Below are 18,174 nucleotides of genomic sequence, written 5' to 3' on the forward strand. Positions count from 1 at the left end.
GGGTTGTCCCTGCGTGCGGCCCATCGAATTGCTTCCTCGGGCAGAAGAAACTCGATCCGCTGCACCGTCTGTCCGCTGTACTCAGTGAGCGCTGCGCGGTAATGTCCGGCCATGCCGAGCAACTGCGCACGCCACGCGGCATCTGGCACTTCGATTCTCAGGATGCCTTCGCGGAATTCCAGAACTTTCGTGCGGTCGGAGACCGCCTGGCCGCAGACGAATGTCCAAGCCGTCCCTGCCGCTTCTTCCGCAGGAAGACGTCTGATCGCGTCAGCCATGATTTTTTTGAGTGTGCCGCGAACTTGATCCATCCGATTCCGCCCGGCGTGATTCTAGCACCGCTGATTGGGGGCCTCGCCGCCAGGCAGCGATGTTCCCTTCGGCGGCTGAGCGCATAGGTGCGAATGCGATTACCAAAGGCATTTGACGCGGCATCGGCCCTCGCCTAAAACTCAAATTGCAAGTACTGGCGGATCAGGCGCAGATCGTTCGCTCTCCCCAATTCCTACCGCCAGGCGTGAGGCGAACGTGAACGATTCAAAGAACGACGAGGGCCCCGCACCTCCTGTAACCCGGAATGCAAAGTATCTCGACGTCTTGATTGTGTGTGTCGTGTTATTGATGGGGCTCGTTGCTTTTCTGCTCTTTTTGCCCGAAACAAAATAGGTGGTTCCAGTTTATGACGCAAGCGGATACTCGCTGCGGATGAACTGCATAGCTGTTTCCTTGTCGCGGAGGCGTCCCTCGAGTTGTCCGTCTTCCACGGCAGACAGGATTTCGCGAAAGCGCGGTCCTGGTTTATAACCTGCATGGATGAGGTCGTGCCCCGTGATGAGCGGCGCCGGCCTCATTTCTTCTTCCGGCATCGTCTCCACTTTCTCGCGGCAAAACTCGTACAGATCGAGCATACCGTGACTGCCGAGGCAATCGATGCGGTGCAACTCCAGATGTTCGGTGAACCTCGGCAGGCGGAGAAAACGCTTGAGCGTCGATTTCTTCATCTTCAAGACGTCAGCGAAGCGCAGATGATTGGCAACGAGAGCAGCGATCTGCTCGGTATCTTCGTTCGAAAAGCGCAGGCTTCGGCAGATCTCTTCTGCCATGCGCGTTCCGACCTCGACATGGCCATCAAAGCGGATGCGGTCAGGAGCGACGCGAAATGTTGGCGGCTTGCCAACATCGTGCAGCAGAGCACCCCAGGCGAGGGTGCGCGAGCACTCCGGATGCAGCATGCCGAGCAGCAGCAGCGTGTGTACCCAGACGTCGCCCTCGGGATGATACTGCGGCGGCTGCGCGACGCCTTTCATTCTTTCAACTTCCGGGAGCACCTCGCGCAGAAGGCCACTCTGGTCGAGAAATTCGAAGGCGAGCCTGGCACTGCCTTCCGTGAGCATTTTGGTGAGTTCATCGCGCACTCGCTCGCGGCTCACCTGTGCGATCTGCGGAGCGAACTCCTTGATGGCGGCGAAGGTTTCGGGATCGATGCTGTAGCTGAATCGCGCAGCAAAACGAACCGCTCGCAACATGCGTAACTTGTCTTCTGCGAAGCGGCGCTCGGGACTTCCGATCGTCCGCACGATTCCCGCTGCCAGGTCGTCGCGTCCCCCGACCCAGTCCAGTACCTTGTCTCCATTGAGCGGATCGAGCATCAATCCGTTGATTGTGAAATCGCGACGCTGCACGTCTTCCCGCGGATCTGACGTGTAGCGCACTTCGTCGGGGTGGCGCCCATCGCTATAAACGCCGTCGCTGCGGAAAGTAGCCACTTCGACACACTTGCCGGCAGCTTCGGCGGAGTCACAGTCCGCCTCACCCAGCGACTTAGGAGGAACGAGCACCACGCCAAACTGCGCGCCGACCGCGTAGGTCTCGGGAAAGATTCGCAACACCCGGTCAGGCGTAGCATCGGTTGAGACATCGTAATCGGCAGGCTCCCGGCCGAGCAGGAGGTCGCGGACGCATCCGCCTACAAGGTAGGCCTGGTGCCCGCGCTCGCGCAAGACCCGTACGATCTCGATTGCAGCCTCTTTCAATCTCATCGCAAAAGAGTGTAACGCCTTCCAAGCTTGTGGTTGCACCCTTGGATGCCGAGCCGGGGCCGCCGAACTTCGTCAGCCACTACTTCGACGCGGCGGTTTAACATGGATACATGCAACAGTCGTACATACTGGGTATCGAGAGCTCCTGTGACGAGACCTCGGCGGCCGTCGTACGCGGCGGAGAAGAACTGATTTCCAACGTCGTCGCCTCGCAGATCGCGACACATCAGCTTTATGGCGGCGTGGTGCCGGAACTGGCCTCACGCGAGCACCTGCGCAACATCGTACCTGTAGTTCGCGGCGCACTGAAACAAGCAGGCAGGGACTACGAGTCCATTGACGCCCTGGCAGTGACGCAAGGCCCTGGACTGGCCGGAGCATTGCTCGTCGGCGTCAGCTACGCCAAGGCGCTTGCCTTCGCCCTGGAAAAGCCGCTGATCGCCGTCAACCATCTGGAAGGCCACATCCACGCCGTGCTGCTGGAGCAGCGCCAGAATGGCAATCGTAATCTCGAGTTTCCCGTCCTGGCGCTGGTGGTAAGCGGCGGACATACGCATCTGTACATGGCCGAACAGCACGAACAGCTTTGGTCGTATCAGAACATAGGTCACACGCGCGATGACGCTGCGGGCGAGGCGTTCGACAAGGTCGCGAAGCTACTCGGACTCGGCTATCCCGGCGGCCCGCTAATCGATCGCCTGTCGCGCCACGGAGACCCGAAGGCAATCAAGTTTCCACCATCCCAGATGAAGCACCGCGACCGCAACGATCGAGCGCGGGGCATTGCCGAACCTGAGCGCCCGCAGTTCGACTTCTCATTCAGCGGGATAAAGACCGCAGTTTTGAGGTATGTAGAGACACACGACATGGAGCGGCTCATCACCGCACGACGGCACTTCCTGACGGCGACTCCGAAGGCGAAGCCCGAAGAACTATTGAACGTATGCGACAAGCAGACGCTAGACCTTATCGCATCATTCCAACGCGCTGTCGTCGACGACCTTGTTACAAAGACGCTGGCGGCGGTACGCGAATATGAGGTGCGCACGCTACTGGTGACGGGAGGCGTGGCAGCCAATAGCGAGCTTCGACAAACGTTTGAAACGCGCGGCATGAAGGAGGGTTTGGCCGTTTACTTTCCTTCGCGACCGCTCTCAACCGACAACGCTGCAATGATCGCCGCCGCCGCTTATCCGAAGTGGCTTGCGCACGACTTCGCCAGCCCGGAGATGTCGGCGGAAGCTTCCCTGCCCCTGCGGTAGGAGCACTCGGCCTGAAAAGCAAATGCGCTCCCAACCGGGAGCGCATTTGAGGAACTCTAAACACCATAATGAATGTGCTGCCTGAAAACTGAGCAGACCCTTCGGCGCGCGAAAGCGCGCGTTCACCTATCGGGGTGATCAGGCCGTGAGTGTGGTGGTGAACATACCCGCTATGGCGGCGTGCAACTGCTCCTGTATGTCGATGTCCTTGTAGATGACCAGATCGGCCCGCGATTCCGGTACTCCGTGGGAAGTGGTCTGCCGGGCGGCGAGAACAACAATTGGCGTGGCGTGCGTCTCCGGGCGGCTCTTCAATGCCGTGATCAGCTCACTGCCGCTCATCCTGGGCATGGAAAGATCCGTGATGATGATATCCGGACGGAGCTTTTCCAGAAGTTCCAGGGCTTCCACTCCATTGGTCGCCGATTCCACGGCGAAGCCACGTTCCTCGAGAAAACGGCACACTGCGTGGCGAATCAGCATCGAGTCATCAACGACCAGCGCCACACGTGACATTTGAACTCCTCAAGGTACGCTTCGGTTAACCAGCAGCTCAGCCCCCAGTAAGCGAACTACTTTGGATAGTTCCTCACGATAGCAAACAGATGTTTGGGCGACAACACGGTATTGACGCTTTGGTCATTACTCTGGTCACCATGCGAGCTGAAGCTGGACTCACCGCGCAAGATTCCGCGTAGACGCGTCACTCCGCTAGTCACGGCGGCAATACCACGCGGCAGGGTTGCAATCACAAAGTTCTGAAGACGCACGAACGCCCTGGCAGGGACAGAACGGCTCGCCCGCCATTCGCCGGACAATAGCCTGGCGGGTTAGGCCTCTTCAGCTGCTGAGGCGCTTTGCTCTATTGCCATGTCTTTGAATTCGCTGGATTCGAAGACCTCACGACATTCGACACATTCGACGAATTCGGAGTCTTCTTCTCGCGCCACGATCTGCACACGCGGATGCTGACACTTCTTTTCCATTGGTTTGCTCGGGAGTGAAGCGTTGGAGGATGCCGGCTGGATTGAACTCATAGACTTCGCCCCGTTCACTGGGGCTGAAATGTTTGGGTATTTTAAAACGTCGTCAAAACTTGTCAAGCGCCAACAAGCGCTGCTGATTGATTAATGGATATCCAAGCAGCGTGTCGCCAGCACCGGAATTATGGACGTGCTTTCTTCGATCCGAGTTGCACCGGGACGGCCTCGGGCGAGTCCATCGTGTGCGCGGGCGAAGGCATGGGATAAATGCCGTCCAGTCGGGCTTCAGATATGCCGATGCGAATGATGTCAGCAGGGGCAACACGAGCCAGTCCGAGAGTGGCGGATTTGACAGCCTGCTCAAATGTCGCACGGCCGGTCAACGAGGTCTCCAGAAACAGATACTTGTCAGCGCGCTTGGCCACGCGCACTCCGACGTAGGCGTGTCCCGGCACAAGCACCACGACGGGATCCATGCCAAGATTCTCGAAGAGAGACGCGTACATCACCGCGCCGTCAATGCAATTGGCGGAGACCTGGTGAAGCGACTCTCCGGGCATGCGCACGCGCTCGCTCACGTCCTGATGGCCACCGAAGGTCAGCGAACTCTTCACGTACGAAATGCCCTTCTGCTGTAACGCACGGTAGATCGCCCGTGCCTGCGTATAAGTGGAACGCTCCTGCGCTGCCACGCTCCGTGAAGCCTCGTATCCGGGAAGACGGCGCTTCGGCGTCATCTCCTTAGCAGCGCTGAGCACCTGCTCCACCTTTGGGTCGTGCGGCGTGACCCAGGAAGCTATGAAAGACGCGTACTTGAAGTCGCGTCCCCAATACATGTCCCCCGCAGAACGCAGGCGCACGGGTACCGTCTCAGAAGAGAGCGGTTTTCCAGCCATGTCCGTCACAGACACCAGCGCGGTGGCCGCAACGATTTCCTTGTTGCGGTAGAGTCGCGGCAGAAAGCTGGGAGCGAAGAGATATGCGCGCGAGACGCCGGCGGCGAGTTCAACCAGTTGAATCTCCTGATCGCTCCAACCCGGTACCTGCACAGTAATGCGGGCCTTCAATAGTTTGTCGGTGGAATTTGTGACCCGAACCGAGACCGTGCCCCACTGCCGGTCGCGCGGCTTGCGCAACGAAGCATAGTTGGCGAAGACCGGAAATATCTCGCCATCGAGCCCTGCCGTGATTGTGAAAGTCGGCTCAGTCGAACGTTCTTTGATCGGAGCCGACGGTTCTGCTTTTCCGGTGCCAAGCTCCGGAGAGGCAAAGGCACCGCCAACGAGCAGCGTGGAGATGACCACAGCCGTTGCAACGAGCCTTTTACCGGCCCGGGCGAGATTCGCGCCATTCCTGTGTTCGGAAACCCCAGATGCACATAGCTTCAGCACAGGCTCAGGGTAATCGTGTGACAGCCAGGAAGGAATCCAGCAATGGCCTTAATTCCTGCAGCCTGGGTATTAGCCGCGCTTGCGCTGGTCCTGATCGTCGTCCATCAGATGCAGGCGGATCTCGCCCTTGTCTTCGGGTTCGACAGGCCGGTGCTCATTCCACCAATGGATGATGCCGGCCATCAACAAACCTATAACAACACTGATGCCCAGAAACCAGCGGATCGCCGCAACCCAGATCAGCAGCGCGAGAAGAATGACCCCACCGACAACGACTCCAGCGGTTCCCTTGTTCCACAAGCTGCCTTCCAGCCGTGTTTGTCGTCTCTCCACCATAGCCGGAATTGTAGGACGTTTTGCAGCACCAGACAGCGCTGTCGCCACAAACTTCCGGAGAAGGACAGCAGCTCGGGATAATCAACTCTCGTTAGTGAAGGGCAAATTCAACGATCTTTCCAATTCCAGAAACTCTAAATTTGCGACCAAAATAGCCGCATATTATAAATACCTTGTTTTCATATATTTGCTCCAATATACGACATCGGACTTAGAGGTTCCTGCGGTTGCTTTCTTTCTATGCTGCATCTATTATGAATGTGCGACCAAATAAGTCGTACATGTTTCGCTGTTCCGAACTCTGAATAGCCGATGTTAAAGCTCACAAAAAAAGCCGACTACGGACTAATCGCCATGAGGCACTTGGCGCAACATTCCGAACTCGGCGCGTGCAGCGCGAAAGACCTGGCGGAGATGTACGGCGTCCCGCAGGAGGCGCTCGCAAAGATTCTGCAAAAGCTTGTGAAGTCCGAGCTACTGGTCTCCCAGCACGGTACGAACGGCGGATACCTGCTGGCGCGCAATCCGCGCAGCATCAGCGCCTTCGAAGTTATCAAGGCCATTGAAGGGCCGCTCTTCATCACATCGTGCAATAGCGATCAAGGCGATTGCGAACACACCCAGCGCTGCACGATTCGGGAGCCGCTGCGCAAAGTGAGCCGAAGCATTGAAGAGGTTCTTACAAAGCTAACAGTCTGGGACATGACTGAGGGTTCGGAGCAGACGACCATTGAATTGGTCACGCTGCGGTAAGCAGGGATTGGTTTGAACGACGGTGCCTGCGGGCACGTCAGGAGAAAGCACCGATATGGCGAATGGCACCGACAACGGCAAGCACGATTTCAAGCTGCCGATCTACATGGATAACCACGCGACCACGCCGATGGACCCCCGCGTCCTCGAAGAGATGATGCCGTTCTTTACGGATAAGTTCGGCAACGCGGCGAGCCGCAACCATGAATACGGCTGGGTGGCCGAGCAGGCCGTGGAGCAAGGGCGCGAGCGCATTGCGAAGCTGATCGGCGCGACCTCGAAGGAGATCATCTTCACCTCGGGCGCGACCGAGAGCAACAACCTTGCCATCAAGGGCGTCGCCGAGATGTACAGGGACAAGGGCAACCACATAATCACCGAGGTAACCGAGCACAAGGCCGTGCTGGATACCTGCAAGCGGCTTGAGAAGAACGGCTATCGCGTGACGTATCTGCCTGTGCAGAAGGATGGCCGCATCGACCTGGAAGACCTGAAGCGTGCCTTGGATGACAAGACCATCCTTGTCACGATCATGACCGCCAATAACGAGATCGGCATCCTGCAGCCCATTGAAGAGATCGGCAAGATATGCAAAGAGCGCGGCGTGCTGTTCCACACCGACGCTGTGCAGGCAGTGGGCAAAGTGCCCTTCAACGTCATCCAGCAGAACGTCGACCTGGCTTCGATCAGCGGACACAAGATCTATGGACCGAAGGGCGTGGGCGCGCTTTACGTGCGCCGCAAGAACCCCCGCGTGCAACTGGTCGCACAGATTGATGGCGGCGGACATGAGCGCGGTATGCGTAGCGGCACGCTGAACGTTCCCGGCATCGCGGGGCTGGGCAAGGCTTGCGAGCTCGCGATGAACGAAATGCCTGAGGAAAGCGCTCGCATGATCAAGATGCGCGACAGCCTGAAGTACCAGATTTTTGCAGAACTCGATCAGGTCTACGTCAACGGCACGATGGAGCATCACCTACCCGGTAATTTGAACATCAGCTTTGCGTACGTCGAAGGCGAGTCGCTGCTGATGGGCATCAACGATATTGCGGTCTCCAGTGGATCAGCATGCACGTCGGCCACGCTGGAACCATCGTACGTGCTGAAGGCGCTCGGCACCGGCGACGACCTGGCACACAGCTCAATTCGCTTCGGCATGGGGCGCTTCAATACGCAAGCGGAAGTTGACTATGTGGCGCGCCGCGTCATCGATACCGTGAAACGCCTGCGCGAACTCTCGCCGCTCTACGAGATGGCGAAGGAAGGCGTTGACCTGGCGAAGGTTCAGTGGGCTGCGGAGAATCACTAACGCACAGAGTTGTGTTCTTGTTGGCAGTGGCGGCTTGAGCCGGACAGAGTTCAGATTTCAGGAGATGCGCGAATGGCATACAGCGATAAGGTTTTGGACCACTACACGAATCCTCGCAACGTGGGCTCGATGGATAAGGCGAGCGCCGAAGTTGGCACGGGACTGGTTGGCGCGCCCGAATGCGGCGATGTCATGAAGCTACAGATCAAGGTTAACCCTGTAACGAGCGTCATAGAAGACGCCAAGTTCAAGACCTTTGGCTGCGGCTCCGCAATCGCTTCCTCTTCGCTCGCGACCGAGTGGGTGAAAGGCAAGACCGTGGACGAAGCGCTGCAGATCAAGAACACGGACATCGTCCGTGAGCTGTCGCTTCCTCCTGTAAAGATCCACTGCTCCGTGCTTGCGGAAGATGCGATTCGTGCGGCGATCGGAGACTGGAAGAAGAAGCAGGGCTCGGAAGGCGCGGGCGCGTAATCGTTAGAGTTCGTAGTCCCATAACCCAGTTGTCGCTGTAAACAAGCGCGTAGCGCAGGGAATAGAATCGAACCATGGCAGAACTTCTACAACCCGGAATGCCGGCAGCACCTCCGGCGAAGGGCATTCTCATCACGGACAGGGCTCTGGAGCACATCCGCGCCGCAATGGCCAAGGAAGGCATCGCCCTCGACCAGGGCGGACTTCGTCTCGGCGTGCAGGGCGGAGGATGCTCGGGCCTGTCGTACAACATTCGCTTTGATACCCAACCCCGCGAACGTGATCGCATTTTCCAGTTTGGCGATTTGCGCGTCTTTGTCGATCCCAAGTCATTCATCTATCTGCACGGAATGACGCTGGACTGGCAGGAGACGCTGATGCAGCAGGGCTTCGCCTTCGTAAATCCGAACGCGCAGAAGTCGTGCGGTTGCGGCAGTTCGTTCTCCTAAACGAACAGACTGTAAACAGGTAAATAGAAGGAGATTATGAGCGACAGGATCGCCATCTCGGTCGAGGGAAACGGAGCGGATGCCACTGCGCAGTGCTGGTCCTGCGGAGCTATGCGCGCCGCCCATTTCTGCGATTCGTGCGGGCACGTACAGCCGCCGATACCGACTGACTTCTTCTCCTTCTTCGGCCTTCCTCGCAAGCTGAATATCGACTTGAACCAGCTTGAGCGTTCGTTTTATGCGCTGAGCCGCAAGCTGCATCCCGACATTTACGCCCGCTCGGCGGAAGATGAGCAGCACTGGAGTATGGAGAAGACTTCGCAACTCAACGATGCGTATCGCACGCTGCGCGATCCGATCTCGCGAACCGAGTACCTGTTGAAGCTCGAAGGCGTACGGATGGAAGAGCAGTCGAAGACTGCGACGGAGCTCGCCCGTATCGAAGGCGGCACAAAGAAACAGGTGCTTCCACCTGATCTTCTGGAAGAAGTATTTGAGCTGAACATGCAACTGGAAGAGGCGCGTACAAACAAAAAGATGGGCGAGGCCGACCCACAACTTGCAGTCGACTTGCAGCGAACGAAGAAGCATCTTGAAGAGAAATACAGTGCCCTGGATGTTGAACTTCACGGATACTGGAACCAGTGGGATGCGCTGGTCGCGGGGCAGGAGGCGGGGAAAAGCGTTTCCGCCGAAGAGCGCAAGCAGATACGTGACCGCATGGTCGATCTACTGAATCGGCGCAGCTACATACGCAACCTTGTTCGCGACGTCAGCGAAGTTCTCGAAAGTTGAATCTCATAATCGGGTGTTCGCCAAGCTGGACTGCTCGTAATTAAAGCTCCGCTACGTCTCAACCCGATTCGCAATCACGAAACTACCCGATGCCTACAGAACGCGTAATCGGAATCGATCTTGGTACGACCAACAGCCTGGTCGCCTATATGCAGGGTGAGCAGCACCCGTCCTTGTCTGAGCCGAACGCGCCTAGTGCCAACGGTTCCCTGTTCATTATTCCCGGTGAAGACGGCTCGAATCTCGTCCCGTCCATCGTTGCGCTTGATGCTGCCGCGCAGGTCACCGTCGGCAACGCGGCTCGCAAACATCTTATCGAGACTCCTGAACGGGCTGTGTATTCGGTGAAACGCCTGATGGGGCGCGGTCTTGAAGATGTGCACGAGGAGTTGAAACTCTTCCCTTTTCGTCTTGCTGAAGATATGGCTGCTGGAGAAGTGCTACGCATCCAGTTAGGCGACAGGGCGTATACGCCTCCGGAAATCTCAGCGTTCATCCTTCGCCAGCTCAAGCGCAATGCTGAGCGTTTCTTTGGCGCCCCGGTGAAGCAGGCGGTGATCACGGTGCCTGCCTATTTCAACGACGCGCAACGGCAGGCTACGAAGGATGCAGGACGCATCGCCGGCTTGGACGTGCTGCGTCTGGTGAATGAACCGACTGCTGCCGCGCTCGCCTACGGTCTCGACAAGAAGAAGGCGGGCCTGGTCGCCGTGTACGACTTCGGCGGCGGCACATTTGATATTTCAATTCTGAAGCTGCACGAAGGGATCTTCGAAGTTGTCGCGACGAACGGCGACACACACCTGGGCGGCGACGACATCGATAACCTGCTGATCGCGATTGCGCTCGACGACATCCACGGCGACATGGGGCTTGACCTGCGCCGGAATGGTGAGGCCGTGCAGCGCATCCGCAAGGCCGTAATCGAAGCGAAGATTGCTCTCTCTTCGAAAGAGCGAGCCACAATCGAAGCGGAGTTGCCAGGCGGGAAAATTTACCAGCGCGAGATTACGCGCGAGCAGTTTAATCAGCTTGCGCGTGCAATTGTGGAGCGCACAATCGGCCCCTGTCGGCAGGCGATGAAGGATGCAGGGCTTACGCCCGGACAAATCGACGAAGTGGTGCTGGTCGGCGGATCGACTCGCATTCTCCTGGTGCGTCAGTTAGTCCAGGATCTCTTCAATCGCGAGCCGCACAGCGACCTGAATCCCGATGAAGTGGTGGCGCTCGGCGCGGCGGTTCAGGCAAACATTCTCGCCGGCGGGTCGCAAGCAACGGAGGACATGCTGCTGCTGGACGTGACGCCGCTCTCGCTCGGCATCGAAGCGCTTGGCGGGGTTGTGGCGAAGATCATTCAACGCAATTCGACGATTCCGGCATCGGCGACAGAGCACTTCACCACCGGCGTTGAAGGACAGACCAGCGTTGCAATTCACGTCGTACAGGGCGAACGCGAGATGGCGAAGGATTGCCGTTCGCTGGCGCGCTTCGACCTGAAGGGCATTCCGCCGATGCCGGCCGGATTGCCACGAATTGAAGTACGGTTCCTGATCGACGCTAACGGCATTCTGCACGTCTCCGCGCGTGAACAGCGCAGCGGCAAGGAAGCCGAGATCCAGGTGCAGCCGAGCTACGGTCTCACCGACGAACAGGTCGAGAACATGATTCTTGAGTCGTTCGACTACGCCGAGCAGGACTTCGCACAACGACAGGTGATCGAAGCACGCAACGAAGCGGAAACGATACTTGCAGCGCTGGAGAAAGGCCGCGACAGTTCCGCTTGGCATGAGCTGACGGCTGAAGAGCGCACGAACATCGGCAGGTTCGAGGGCGGTCTTCGCGAGGTGATGAAGGGCGACGACTACCAGGCGATACGGAGCGCGATCGACGTGCTGAACCAGGGCACAATGCGATTGGCGGAGCTGATGATGGACAGCGCGGTTACGTCAGCACTGAAGGGCAAGACGATGGAGGCCGCGGATATGGGCGAAGGTCCGAGCGTCCCGCATCCGTTCGCGAAGGCAGAGATTGAGAACACGAAATAGCGGCACGAATCATTGTGAGGAATGATGCCTGACGAAAAAATACAGGGCGGCGGAACTACGGCGACAGCCGACGACGCAGGCGCGAACACGGTTCGCGTAACATTTTTGCCCGACAACAAGACGGCGGAATTCGAATACGGCAAACTCGACTACAAGGAACATGGCAAGCCGCAATCCATTCTCGATATCGCTTTGAACTGTGGGGTAAAACTCGACCACGCCTGCGGTGGAAACTGCGCATGCACGACTTGCCACGTGGTGGTGCGAAAAGGCAAAGAGCTGCTGAGCGACCTGGAGGATGACGAGGCTGACCGCCTCGACATGGCCGCCGACCTGCAGCTCGACTCGCGCCTCGGGTGCCAGGCGCAAATCATCAAGCCTGGCGAAGTCGTCGTCGAGATTCCCGCGTGGAATCGCAACTACGTTTCCGAAGAACACTGAGGTGCTGATTGCCGAAAAAGTGTTGTCTATTCATTTGAGATTTGCACCACTACGTACTGCTGCGGGGAGAAAGACTTAATGGCTGCCGAGTTACGCTGGGACGATACGGAAGATCTCGCGCTGATGCTGACCGACAAGTTCCCGGAACAGAATCCTCTCGAGGTGCGCTTCACGGACCTGCACCGCATGGTTACAGAGTTGCCCACATTCGTCGATGACCCAAAGGCCTCGAACGAGGGCAAACTCGAAGCCATCCAGATGGCGTGGTACGAAGAGTGGCAGGACAGGCAGGAATAGGTCTCCCTTTATTGCAGCTACTTAAATTTTCCCGAATCGCTTGCGAAACGGGTTCACGCCCGCTTGAGGAGCGTGAACCGTGATGCGAGACGACCCGGATGAAGCTGACTCATCTGACCTCAGGGATTCCACAGCAAACAATACTCACTCCGGTAGAGAGCCCAATCTACTTGTGTGTCCGTAATGCGGCGGATGTGGCTGGTTTAGGCAAGCGTTTCGCCAAATTGCAATGACGATCAGAATCCGATCGTTTCAATCCACGCACCCGCGCGCGAGGCGACACCCACGTGGGGTGCGACGCTGTTCCCCTGAATGTCCCCTTCAATGGCGAACTTGTTTCAATCCACGCACATGGGGTGCGACTATGCTTCTCAGCCTAATTTCCTCTCCCTAAGAGGGTTCAATCCACGCACCCGCGTGGGGTGCGACTGGGGATGTCGTAAGGGTCCGGCGCGGCCATCACGTTTCAATCCACGCACCCGCGTGGGATGCGACGGGAGTGATACCGCACAGCTGCGAGGCGAGGGAGTTTCAATCCACGCACCCGCGTGGGGTGCGACGCGCCACGGATGCTTCGTTCGCTGATAGACCTTGTTTCAATCCACGCACCCGCGTGGGGTGCGACTTTAACGCCGTATCCGTTCACTGGTGCCATTTTTGTTTCAATCCACGCACCCGCGTGGGGTGCGACTGCACGCATTGCGGACGCGTCGTCACGTTGACCGTTTCAATCCACGCACCCGCGTGGGGTGCGACAACCAACACGCAACGATTTACCGTCTGGAATGCGTTTCAATCCACGCACCCGCGTGGGGTGCGACGTTCCACGAGCCTACCGTGCTGGGGCCGAGGTAGAGTTTCAATCCACGCACCCGCGTGGGGTGCGACATGCGCCTGTCTGTGCGCAGCTTGTAATTGGAAATGTTTCAATCCACGCACCCGCGTGGGGTGCGACATCCCTAGCGTCCCCTTCGATGTCGAGCTTGTAGTTTCAATCCACGCACCCGCGTGGGGTGCGACAGCCGTTCAACGTCGGGCATCGTCAGTTCGTTGCGTTTCAATCCACGCACCCGCGTGGGGTGCGACCGCTGGTTGCGCTGTCTGCTCTACCTGGACAGGGGTTTCAATCCACGCACCCGCGTGGGGTGCGACGAGATGGAAGCCTATGTCGGCGTCCGTGGATCGGTTTCAATCCACGCACCCGCGTGGGGTGCGACATCCATGCCTGCTTGCAGTGTGGGGTACTTGATGTTTCAATCCACGCACCCGCGTGGGGTGCGACGCTTGCGCTTGTACCAGGAATCAGCCCCGCGCCGTTTCAATCCACGCACCCGCGTGGGGTGCGACGAGATGGCCCAGGCACCCACCGCGAGAACCGAGAAGTTTCAATCCACGCACCCGCGTGGGGTGCGACGCGCGTCCGCATTTTGTAATGATTGACGGATGGAGGTTTCAATCCACGCACCCGCGTGGGGTGCGACGACAGGCGCGGTTGCAGCAGGTGGCGCGCTGTCAGTTTCAATCCACGCACCCGCGTGGGGTGCGACCGGCCGACACGCCCGGTTCAGCGTTAGCCGGAATGTTTCAATCCACGCACCCGCGTGGGGTGCGACTCTTCCCCTGGCCCACCATTACCGGGAACCGTTGTTTCAATCCACGCACCCGCGTGGGGTGCGACGGCCTTCTTCATTTCCCGTAGTTCGCTTTCCGTGTTTCAATCCACGCACCCGCGTGGGGTGCGACGCGTCCAGGAGCAGAGCAGACCACATCGGAACCTGTTTCAATCCACGCACCCGCGTGGGGTGCGACCAGAATCACCGATGGGCAGGGTAATAAGCTGTGCGTTTCAATCCACGCACCCGCGTGGGGTGCGACAAGCCTGCTGCCACCACGACGCAGACGGGCGGGTTGTTTCAATCCACGCACCCGCGTGGGGTGCGACGCGCAGCCGGAGGATTAACCGTTGGTTCCGTGTAGTTTCAATCCACGCACCCGCGTGGGGTGCGACAACTAAAAACGGGACTTGTATGGGGTGTAGGTGGGTTTCAATCCACGCACCCGCGTGGGGTGCGACGGTCGTGGGAGATTCTAATTCCCACCATCCGCAAGGTTTCAATCCACGCACCCGCGTGGGGTGCGACCGTCGCCGTTGCCGTAGTCGCACGTTTGGTTGATGTTTCAATCCACGCACCCGCGTGGGGTGCGACGCCGCGAGATGGCGAAAGACAAGGGCGTGTTACAGTTTCAATCCACGCACCCGCGTGGGGTGCGACGCTTCAGTCGTCCGTACGACGCTTTGGTCTCGGGGTGTTTCAATCCACGCACCCGCGTGGGGTGCGACCGTCTCTGTACCCTTCAGCTTCTCAACGCCGTTCAGTTTCAATCCACGCACCCGCGTGGGGTGCGACCGCGCTCCAGGCGGAGAAGTCGCGCATCGCGCGGGGTTTCAATCCACGCACCCGCGTGGGGTGCGACCAGACAGCGCACATCAGACGCTTCCATCTATAGAGTTTCAATCCACGCACCCGCGTGGGGTGCGACGAGGAGATCTCCGGACGGCTCTCAAGGTTGGCCCATGTTTCAATCCACGCACCCGCGTGGGGTGCGACTCTGACTTGGATTGCGCATTGACGCTGTAAACAGGTTTCAATCCACGCACCCGCGTGGGGTGCGACGCCACGAAGCTGCCCAGCTTGCGCTCACCGCAACGTTTCAATCCACGCACCCGCGTGGGGTGCGACGACACGAGTGGCGACGCTCCACGCGCTCAGCTCGCGTTTCAATCCACGCACCCGCGTGGGGTGCGACCTTTTGTATGGGCCCATAGACCTCTCGGAATGTGTTTCAATCCACGCACCCGCGTGGGGTGCGACGGGTAGGGTGGATTCGCGCCTTCGCCTCCACAGGCGTTTCAATCCACGCACCCGCGTGGGGTGCGACGCAGACGAAGCCGCCCACGCGCACGGCGTAAGTTGTTTCAATCCACGCACCCGCGTGGGGTGCGACATGGTCGCGCCGGAATACGCGCTCCAGGCGGAGTTTCAATCCACGCACCCGCGTGGGGTGCGACCTCGCCAGCGGGCGCGCCGGAGCGTGGCGCTACGTTTCAATCCACGCACCCGCGTGGGGTGCGACGATTTTCCCGCGCTGGCCACAGTGGCAACTTCGGGTTTCAATCCACGCACCCGCGTGGGGTGCGACTTCCTGCGCATCGTAGAGCTGTTGCAGGCGCGACTGTTTCAATCCACGCACCCGCGTGGGGTGCGACGGGCTAGTACCATCGCTCGGCCGCGGGCTCGAGGCGTTTCAATCCACGCACCCGCGTGGGGTGCGACGTTGCACCTTGAGCGAGTAGGGCGTGAGCTTGCTCGGTTTCAATCCACGCACCCGCGTGGGGTGCGACCAGCTATCAACGCCACCTGGCGTCGAAGTACGCGTTTCAATCCACGCACCCGCGTGGGGTGCGACGGCGTAGCCAGTAAGGCTACGCTGTTCAATCATATCGCGGAATAATTGCGCGAACCCGCTCATTTTCGTCCTTGTGGGGGGACAAATGACTTGCCTGAGAGGAGTACGCTGTGTGTTTTCAGAGATATAGCACTTCGCGCACCTACCCGGGAAACATTGTGCGCTTGGGGTTCGCGTCAGATGAGGAGGGGGCCTTCGGGATCGTAGGAGGGTTTGATCCCAATGTGTTCGACGCGCCGCTGCCAATTGGCACCCAGGAAGTAAAACCGCAGGCTGTCTCGTTCGAGATCTGCTATTTCCAGCAACTCGGCATGGAATTTCGCCCATTGTGCAGGGTCAAGCAGGCACTCGAAAACGGAGTTTTGAACTCTTTGACCATGATTTTCGCAGTGTCGGGCCACGCGTCGCAGCCGACGTACTCCGTCTTTGGAGTCGGTTCGCACATCGTAGCTGACCAACACCAGCATTCGTTAGCCTCTCCACAAGAATGGCGGATACCCGTCGAGCCCGCCTCGAATGTGCCGTGCCAACAAGAGCGCCTGCGCATGCGGAACCAGTCCGAGCGGAATCCTCTCATCCAAAAATGGGTGCTCGATGTCTTCTTGCTTGCGCTTTTGCCATGCCATAATAACCTCTTTGCGGGTCGCCTCCGTCATCTGCACGCCCCCGGCCTGCTGCTGCTCGAAGCCCGATGCATTCAGTTGCCGGCGGTTTATGAGCGTAAGGACCAGCCGGTCCGCCAGTTGTGGACGCAACTCCTCCATCAAATCCAATGCCAGGCTAGGACGCCCCGGCCGGTCGGTATGCAGGAATCCTACGGCCGGATCTAGCCCCACCGCCTCAAGCGCCGACCGCACATCATGAGTCAGCAGCGCATACACAAAAGACAGGAGAGCGTTGACGTTGTCGAGCGGCGGGCGCCTACTTCGCCCTTTGAACTCGAACGCCCCAGGTTCGCCGCCGATCAATTCGTGGAAAACGCCGAAGTAGATTTGCGCCGCTTCGCCTTCACAACCGCGCGCCTGATCGATGTTTTTGGCACGGCACGCGCGCTCACCGGCGCGCCCGACTTGTTCTGCAGCCTCGCGCAGAATGCTCTGGCAAGATTCTCCTTTCGCCTCGCGCGCTCCGCGCAGCAACACATTGCGGCTGTTTGCGATTTTTGCGGCCACTATGGCGACTACAATCGGAAGCGAGGCCGCCTCGTCGTCTGCCACGCGGTATTGCTGCCGTCTCAGCAGCACGTTCCCCGACACGGGTCCCTGCACTCGCGCCAAGAATCTCCCGTGCTCGCTCATGAATGAGACACCTACCTGGTGCTCGGCGCACATCCCAAGCAATGGCGGGCTGCAGGACACCTGCCCGAAACAAACCAGGCCCTCCAAGGTGTGCACAGGAACCCGAAGACGCACCTCATTGTCGATCTTTACCGACACCGTCTCGCCGTCGCGATGCAGGTACGCTCCCTGGGTGTTCACGTACAAAGTGTTCAGCAGCTTTCGCATCTGTTTTCACTCCTCGCGCCATCGCCGTGCGGCAACATTCTCGAACCATCTCAGCGCACTGCGCTCTCCCGAGGTCGCATTCGGCAGGCACAAGGCAACCAGGGAACAGTTCCGGCAGTGGCGACCGGGCGTCGCTGCCGGAGTTACTCCCGCCGCATGCAGGGTGTGCATTTGTTCCGTCAGCATAGTCGTCCGTTCTCGCAGTGCATCGCTGAAGGCGACTTCCGTTCTGCGTCGCGGCTCGCCATAGAAGATTGCACCGGCGGGAACAGAAGTGCCCAGCATCTCTTCCAGGCATAGCGCTTGCGCGCACAACTGGACAATGTCGCAGTCGGTCGGCTTGGCCTTGCCTCGCTTGTACTCGACGGGAAATGGCGCGGGACGAAACTCGACCACATCCGCACGCCCCGTCAGCGCCAATATGCGTGATTCCAGCAGCAGCCCTCTTACGATGCGCACCCCTCCGCGGAGTTCCTCAGTTCCCGAATCTGCCTTCTCATGCATCAGTCGTCCCTCGGCCGTCAACCGGTTCTCCACCCACGCCTGCTCCACATGGATGAGTCCCCATTGACGAGGACAGAACGCCAGATGCTGAAGCGCCGAGATAGGCAACGGTTCGCGGGACAT

The 18,174-nt window shown here is 58.9% G+C and carries 18 protein-coding genes and 1 CRISPR repeat array; of the genes, 9 read left to right on the top strand and 9 right to left on the bottom strand.

Annotated features, from left to right (window positions below; all coding sequences use genetic code 11):
• The coding region (locus tag VN622_15845; GenBank protein ID HWR37333.1) for a DciA family protein at positions 1 to 278 on the bottom strand (278 nt) is incomplete at its 3' end.
• A 399-nt stretch (positions 279 to 677) separates the two neighbouring features.
• Positions 678 to 2,039 (bottom strand): CCA tRNA nucleotidyltransferase, encoded by a 1,362-nt coding sequence (locus VN622_15850; protein HWR37334.1) that lies wholly within the window; start codon positions 2,037 to 2,039, stop codon positions 678 to 680.
• A 110-nt stretch (positions 2,040 to 2,149) separates the two neighbouring features.
• Between VN622_15850 and tsaD the strand changes: the two genes are divergently transcribed.
• The gene (tsaD, locus tag VN622_15855; protein HWR37335.1) at positions 2,150 to 3,301 is read left to right on the top strand and encodes a tRNA (adenosine(37)-N6)-threonylcarbamoyltransferase complex transferase subunit TsaD; all 1,152 of its coding nucleotides are present in this window, start codon (positions 2,150 to 2,152) and stop codon (positions 3,299 to 3,301) included.
• Between the two features lie 138 nt (positions 3,302 to 3,439).
• Here the strand turns inward: tsaD and VN622_15860 are convergent, their stop codons facing one another.
• From VN622_15860 to VN622_15875, 4 genes are all read right to left on the bottom strand, one after another.
• On the bottom strand, positions 3,440 to 3,817 hold the full coding sequence (locus VN622_15860; protein HWR37336.1) for a response regulator: 378 nt from the start codon (positions 3,815 to 3,817) through the stop codon (positions 3,440 to 3,442).
• 314 nt (positions 3,818 to 4,131) lie between these two features.
• Positions 4,132 to 4,287, bottom strand: a complete 156-nt coding sequence (locus tag VN622_15865; GenBank protein ID HWR37337.1) for a hypothetical protein — start codon at positions 4,285 to 4,287, stop codon at positions 4,132 to 4,134.
• Positions 4,288 to 4,466: 179 nt separating this feature from the next.
• Positions 4,467 to 5,675 (bottom strand): hypothetical protein, encoded by a 1,209-nt coding sequence (locus tag VN622_15870; protein HWR37338.1) that lies wholly within the window; start codon positions 5,673 to 5,675, stop codon positions 4,467 to 4,469.
• A gap of 69 nt (positions 5,676 to 5,744) precedes the next feature.
• A complete protein-coding gene (locus tag VN622_15875; GenBank protein HWR37339.1) occupies positions 5,745 to 6,059 on the bottom strand; it encodes a hypothetical protein in 315 nt (104 codons plus the stop codon).
• A gap of 264 nt (positions 6,060 to 6,323) precedes the next feature.
• On the opposite strand from VN622_15875, the gene VN622_15880 reads away from it, so the two are divergent.
• The 8 genes from VN622_15880 to iscX all read left to right on the top strand — a co-directional run bounded on the left by VN622_15880 (position 6,324) and on the right by iscX (position 12,574).
• Positions 6,324 to 6,764: an Rrf2 family transcriptional regulator gene (locus tag VN622_15880; protein HWR37340.1), complete on the top strand. Its 441-nt coding sequence runs from the start codon at positions 6,324 to 6,326 to the stop codon at positions 6,762 to 6,764.
• A gap of 55 nt (positions 6,765 to 6,819) precedes the next feature.
• Positions 6,820 to 8,073 carry an IscS subfamily cysteine desulfurase gene (locus VN622_15885; protein ID HWR37341.1) on the top strand — a complete coding sequence of 418 codons (1,254 nt, stop codon included), beginning with the start codon at positions 6,820 to 6,822 and terminating at the stop codon, positions 8,071 to 8,073.
• A 72-nt stretch (positions 8,074 to 8,145) separates the two neighbouring features.
• Positions 8,146 to 8,547 carry a Fe-S cluster assembly scaffold IscU gene (gene iscU, locus VN622_15890; protein ID HWR37342.1) on the top strand — a complete coding sequence of 134 codons (402 nt, stop codon included), beginning with the start codon at positions 8,146 to 8,148 and terminating at the stop codon, positions 8,545 to 8,547.
• Positions 8,548 to 8,621: 74 nt separating this feature from the next.
• On the top strand, positions 8,622 to 8,996 hold the full coding sequence (locus VN622_15895; GenBank protein HWR37343.1) for an iron-sulfur cluster assembly accessory protein: 375 nt from the start codon (positions 8,622 to 8,624) through the stop codon (positions 8,994 to 8,996).
• 36 nt (positions 8,997 to 9,032) lie between these two features.
• On the top strand, positions 9,033 to 9,791 hold the full coding sequence (gene hscB / locus VN622_15900) for a Fe-S protein assembly co-chaperone HscB (GenBank protein ID HWR37344.1): 759 nt from the start codon (positions 9,033 to 9,035) through the stop codon (positions 9,789 to 9,791).
• Between the two features lie 89 nt (positions 9,792 to 9,880).
• Entirely contained in the window at positions 9,881 to 11,836 is a 1,956-nt protein-coding gene (gene hscA, locus VN622_15905) for a Fe-S protein assembly chaperone HscA (GenBank protein HWR37345.1), read from the top strand.
• A 24-nt stretch (positions 11,837 to 11,860) separates the two neighbouring features.
• The gene (locus VN622_15910; protein ID HWR37346.1) at positions 11,861 to 12,277 is read left to right on the top strand and encodes a 2Fe-2S iron-sulfur cluster-binding protein; all 417 of its coding nucleotides are present in this window, start codon (positions 11,861 to 11,863) and stop codon (positions 12,275 to 12,277) included.
• 78 nt (positions 12,278 to 12,355) lie between these two features.
• Complete coding sequence (gene iscX / locus VN622_15915) at positions 12,356 to 12,574, top strand: Fe-S cluster assembly protein IscX (GenBank protein ID HWR37347.1); 219 nt, start codon at positions 12,356 to 12,358, stop codon at positions 12,572 to 12,574.
• Between the two features lie 335 nt (positions 12,575 to 12,909).
• Positions 12,910 to 16,042: direct repeats of the CRISPR family, unit length 32 nt; unit sequence GTTTCAATCCACGCACCCGCGTGGGGTGCGAC.
• A gap of 176 nt (positions 16,043 to 16,218) precedes the next feature.
• Here iscX and cas2 read toward each other — a convergent pair.
• Genes cas2 through cas4 form a run of 3 tightly spaced genes read right to left on the bottom strand, consistent with a single transcriptional unit; the run spans position 16,219 to position 18,174 of the window.
• Positions 16,219 to 16,509 (bottom strand): CRISPR-associated endonuclease Cas2, encoded by a 291-nt coding sequence (gene cas2 / locus VN622_15920; protein HWR37348.1) that lies wholly within the window; start codon positions 16,507 to 16,509, stop codon positions 16,219 to 16,221.
• 3 nt (positions 16,510 to 16,512) lie between these two features.
• Positions 16,513 to 17,547 (bottom strand): type I-C CRISPR-associated endonuclease Cas1c, encoded by a 1,035-nt coding sequence (gene cas1c / locus VN622_15925; protein HWR37349.1) that lies wholly within the window; start codon positions 17,545 to 17,547, stop codon positions 16,513 to 16,515.
• Between the two features lie 6 nt (positions 17,548 to 17,553).
• A complete protein-coding gene (gene cas4, locus VN622_15930) occupies positions 17,554 to 18,174 on the bottom strand; it encodes a CRISPR-associated protein Cas4 (protein ID HWR37350.1) in 621 nt (206 codons plus the stop codon).

It is taken from the genome of Clostridia bacterium, assembly GCA_035561135.1.
Lineage (GTDB): Bacteria > Acidobacteriota > Terriglobia > Terriglobales > Acidobacteriaceae > DATMYA01.

Bases quoted from the DNA above. Each gene is read 5' to 3' on its own strand.
- cas1c (HWR37349.1), bottom strand. From the start codon at position 17,547: ATGCGAAAGCTGCTGAACACTTTGTACGTGAACACCCAGGGAGCGTAC.
- VN622_15860 (HWR37336.1), bottom strand. From the start codon at position 3,817: ATGTCACGTGTGGCGCTGGTCGTTGATGACTCGATGCTGATTCGCCAC.
- VN622_15910 (HWR37346.1), top strand. From the start codon at position 11,861: ATGCCTGACGAAAAAATACAGGGCGGCGGAACTACGGCGACAGCCGAC.
- hscB (HWR37344.1), top strand. From the start codon at position 9,033: ATGAGCGACAGGATCGCCATCTCGGTCGAGGGAAACGGAGCGGATGCC.
- cas4 (HWR37350.1), bottom strand. From the start codon at position 18,174: ATGTCCCGCGAACCGTTGCCTATCTCGGCGCTTCAGCATCTGGCGTTC.
- VN622_15880 (HWR37340.1), top strand. From the start codon at position 6,324: ATGTTAAAGCTCACAAAAAAAGCCGACTACGGACTAATCGCCATGAGG.
- VN622_15865 (HWR37337.1), bottom strand. From the start codon at position 4,287: ATGGAAAAGAAGTGTCAGCATCCGCGTGTGCAGATCGTGGCGCGAGAA.
- cas2 (HWR37348.1), bottom strand. From the start codon at position 16,509: ATGCTGGTGTTGGTCAGCTACGATGTGCGAACCGACTCCAAAGACGGA.
- VN622_15895 (HWR37343.1), top strand. From the start codon at position 8,622: ATGGCAGAACTTCTACAACCCGGAATGCCGGCAGCACCTCCGGCGAAG.
- iscU (HWR37342.1), top strand. From the start codon at position 8,146: ATGGCATACAGCGATAAGGTTTTGGACCACTACACGAATCCTCGCAAC.
- VN622_15850 (HWR37334.1), bottom strand. From the start codon at position 2,039: ATGAGATTGAAAGAGGCTGCAATCGAGATCGTACGGGTCTTGCGCGAG.
- VN622_15885 (HWR37341.1), top strand. From the start codon at position 6,820: ATGGCGAATGGCACCGACAACGGCAAGCACGATTTCAAGCTGCCGATC.
- tsaD (HWR37335.1), top strand. From the start codon at position 2,150: ATGCAACAGTCGTACATACTGGGTATCGAGAGCTCCTGTGACGAGACC.
- hscA (HWR37345.1), top strand. From the start codon at position 9,881: ATGCCTACAGAACGCGTAATCGGAATCGATCTTGGTACGACCAACAGC.
- iscX (HWR37347.1), top strand. From the start codon at position 12,356: ATGGCTGCCGAGTTACGCTGGGACGATACGGAAGATCTCGCGCTGATG.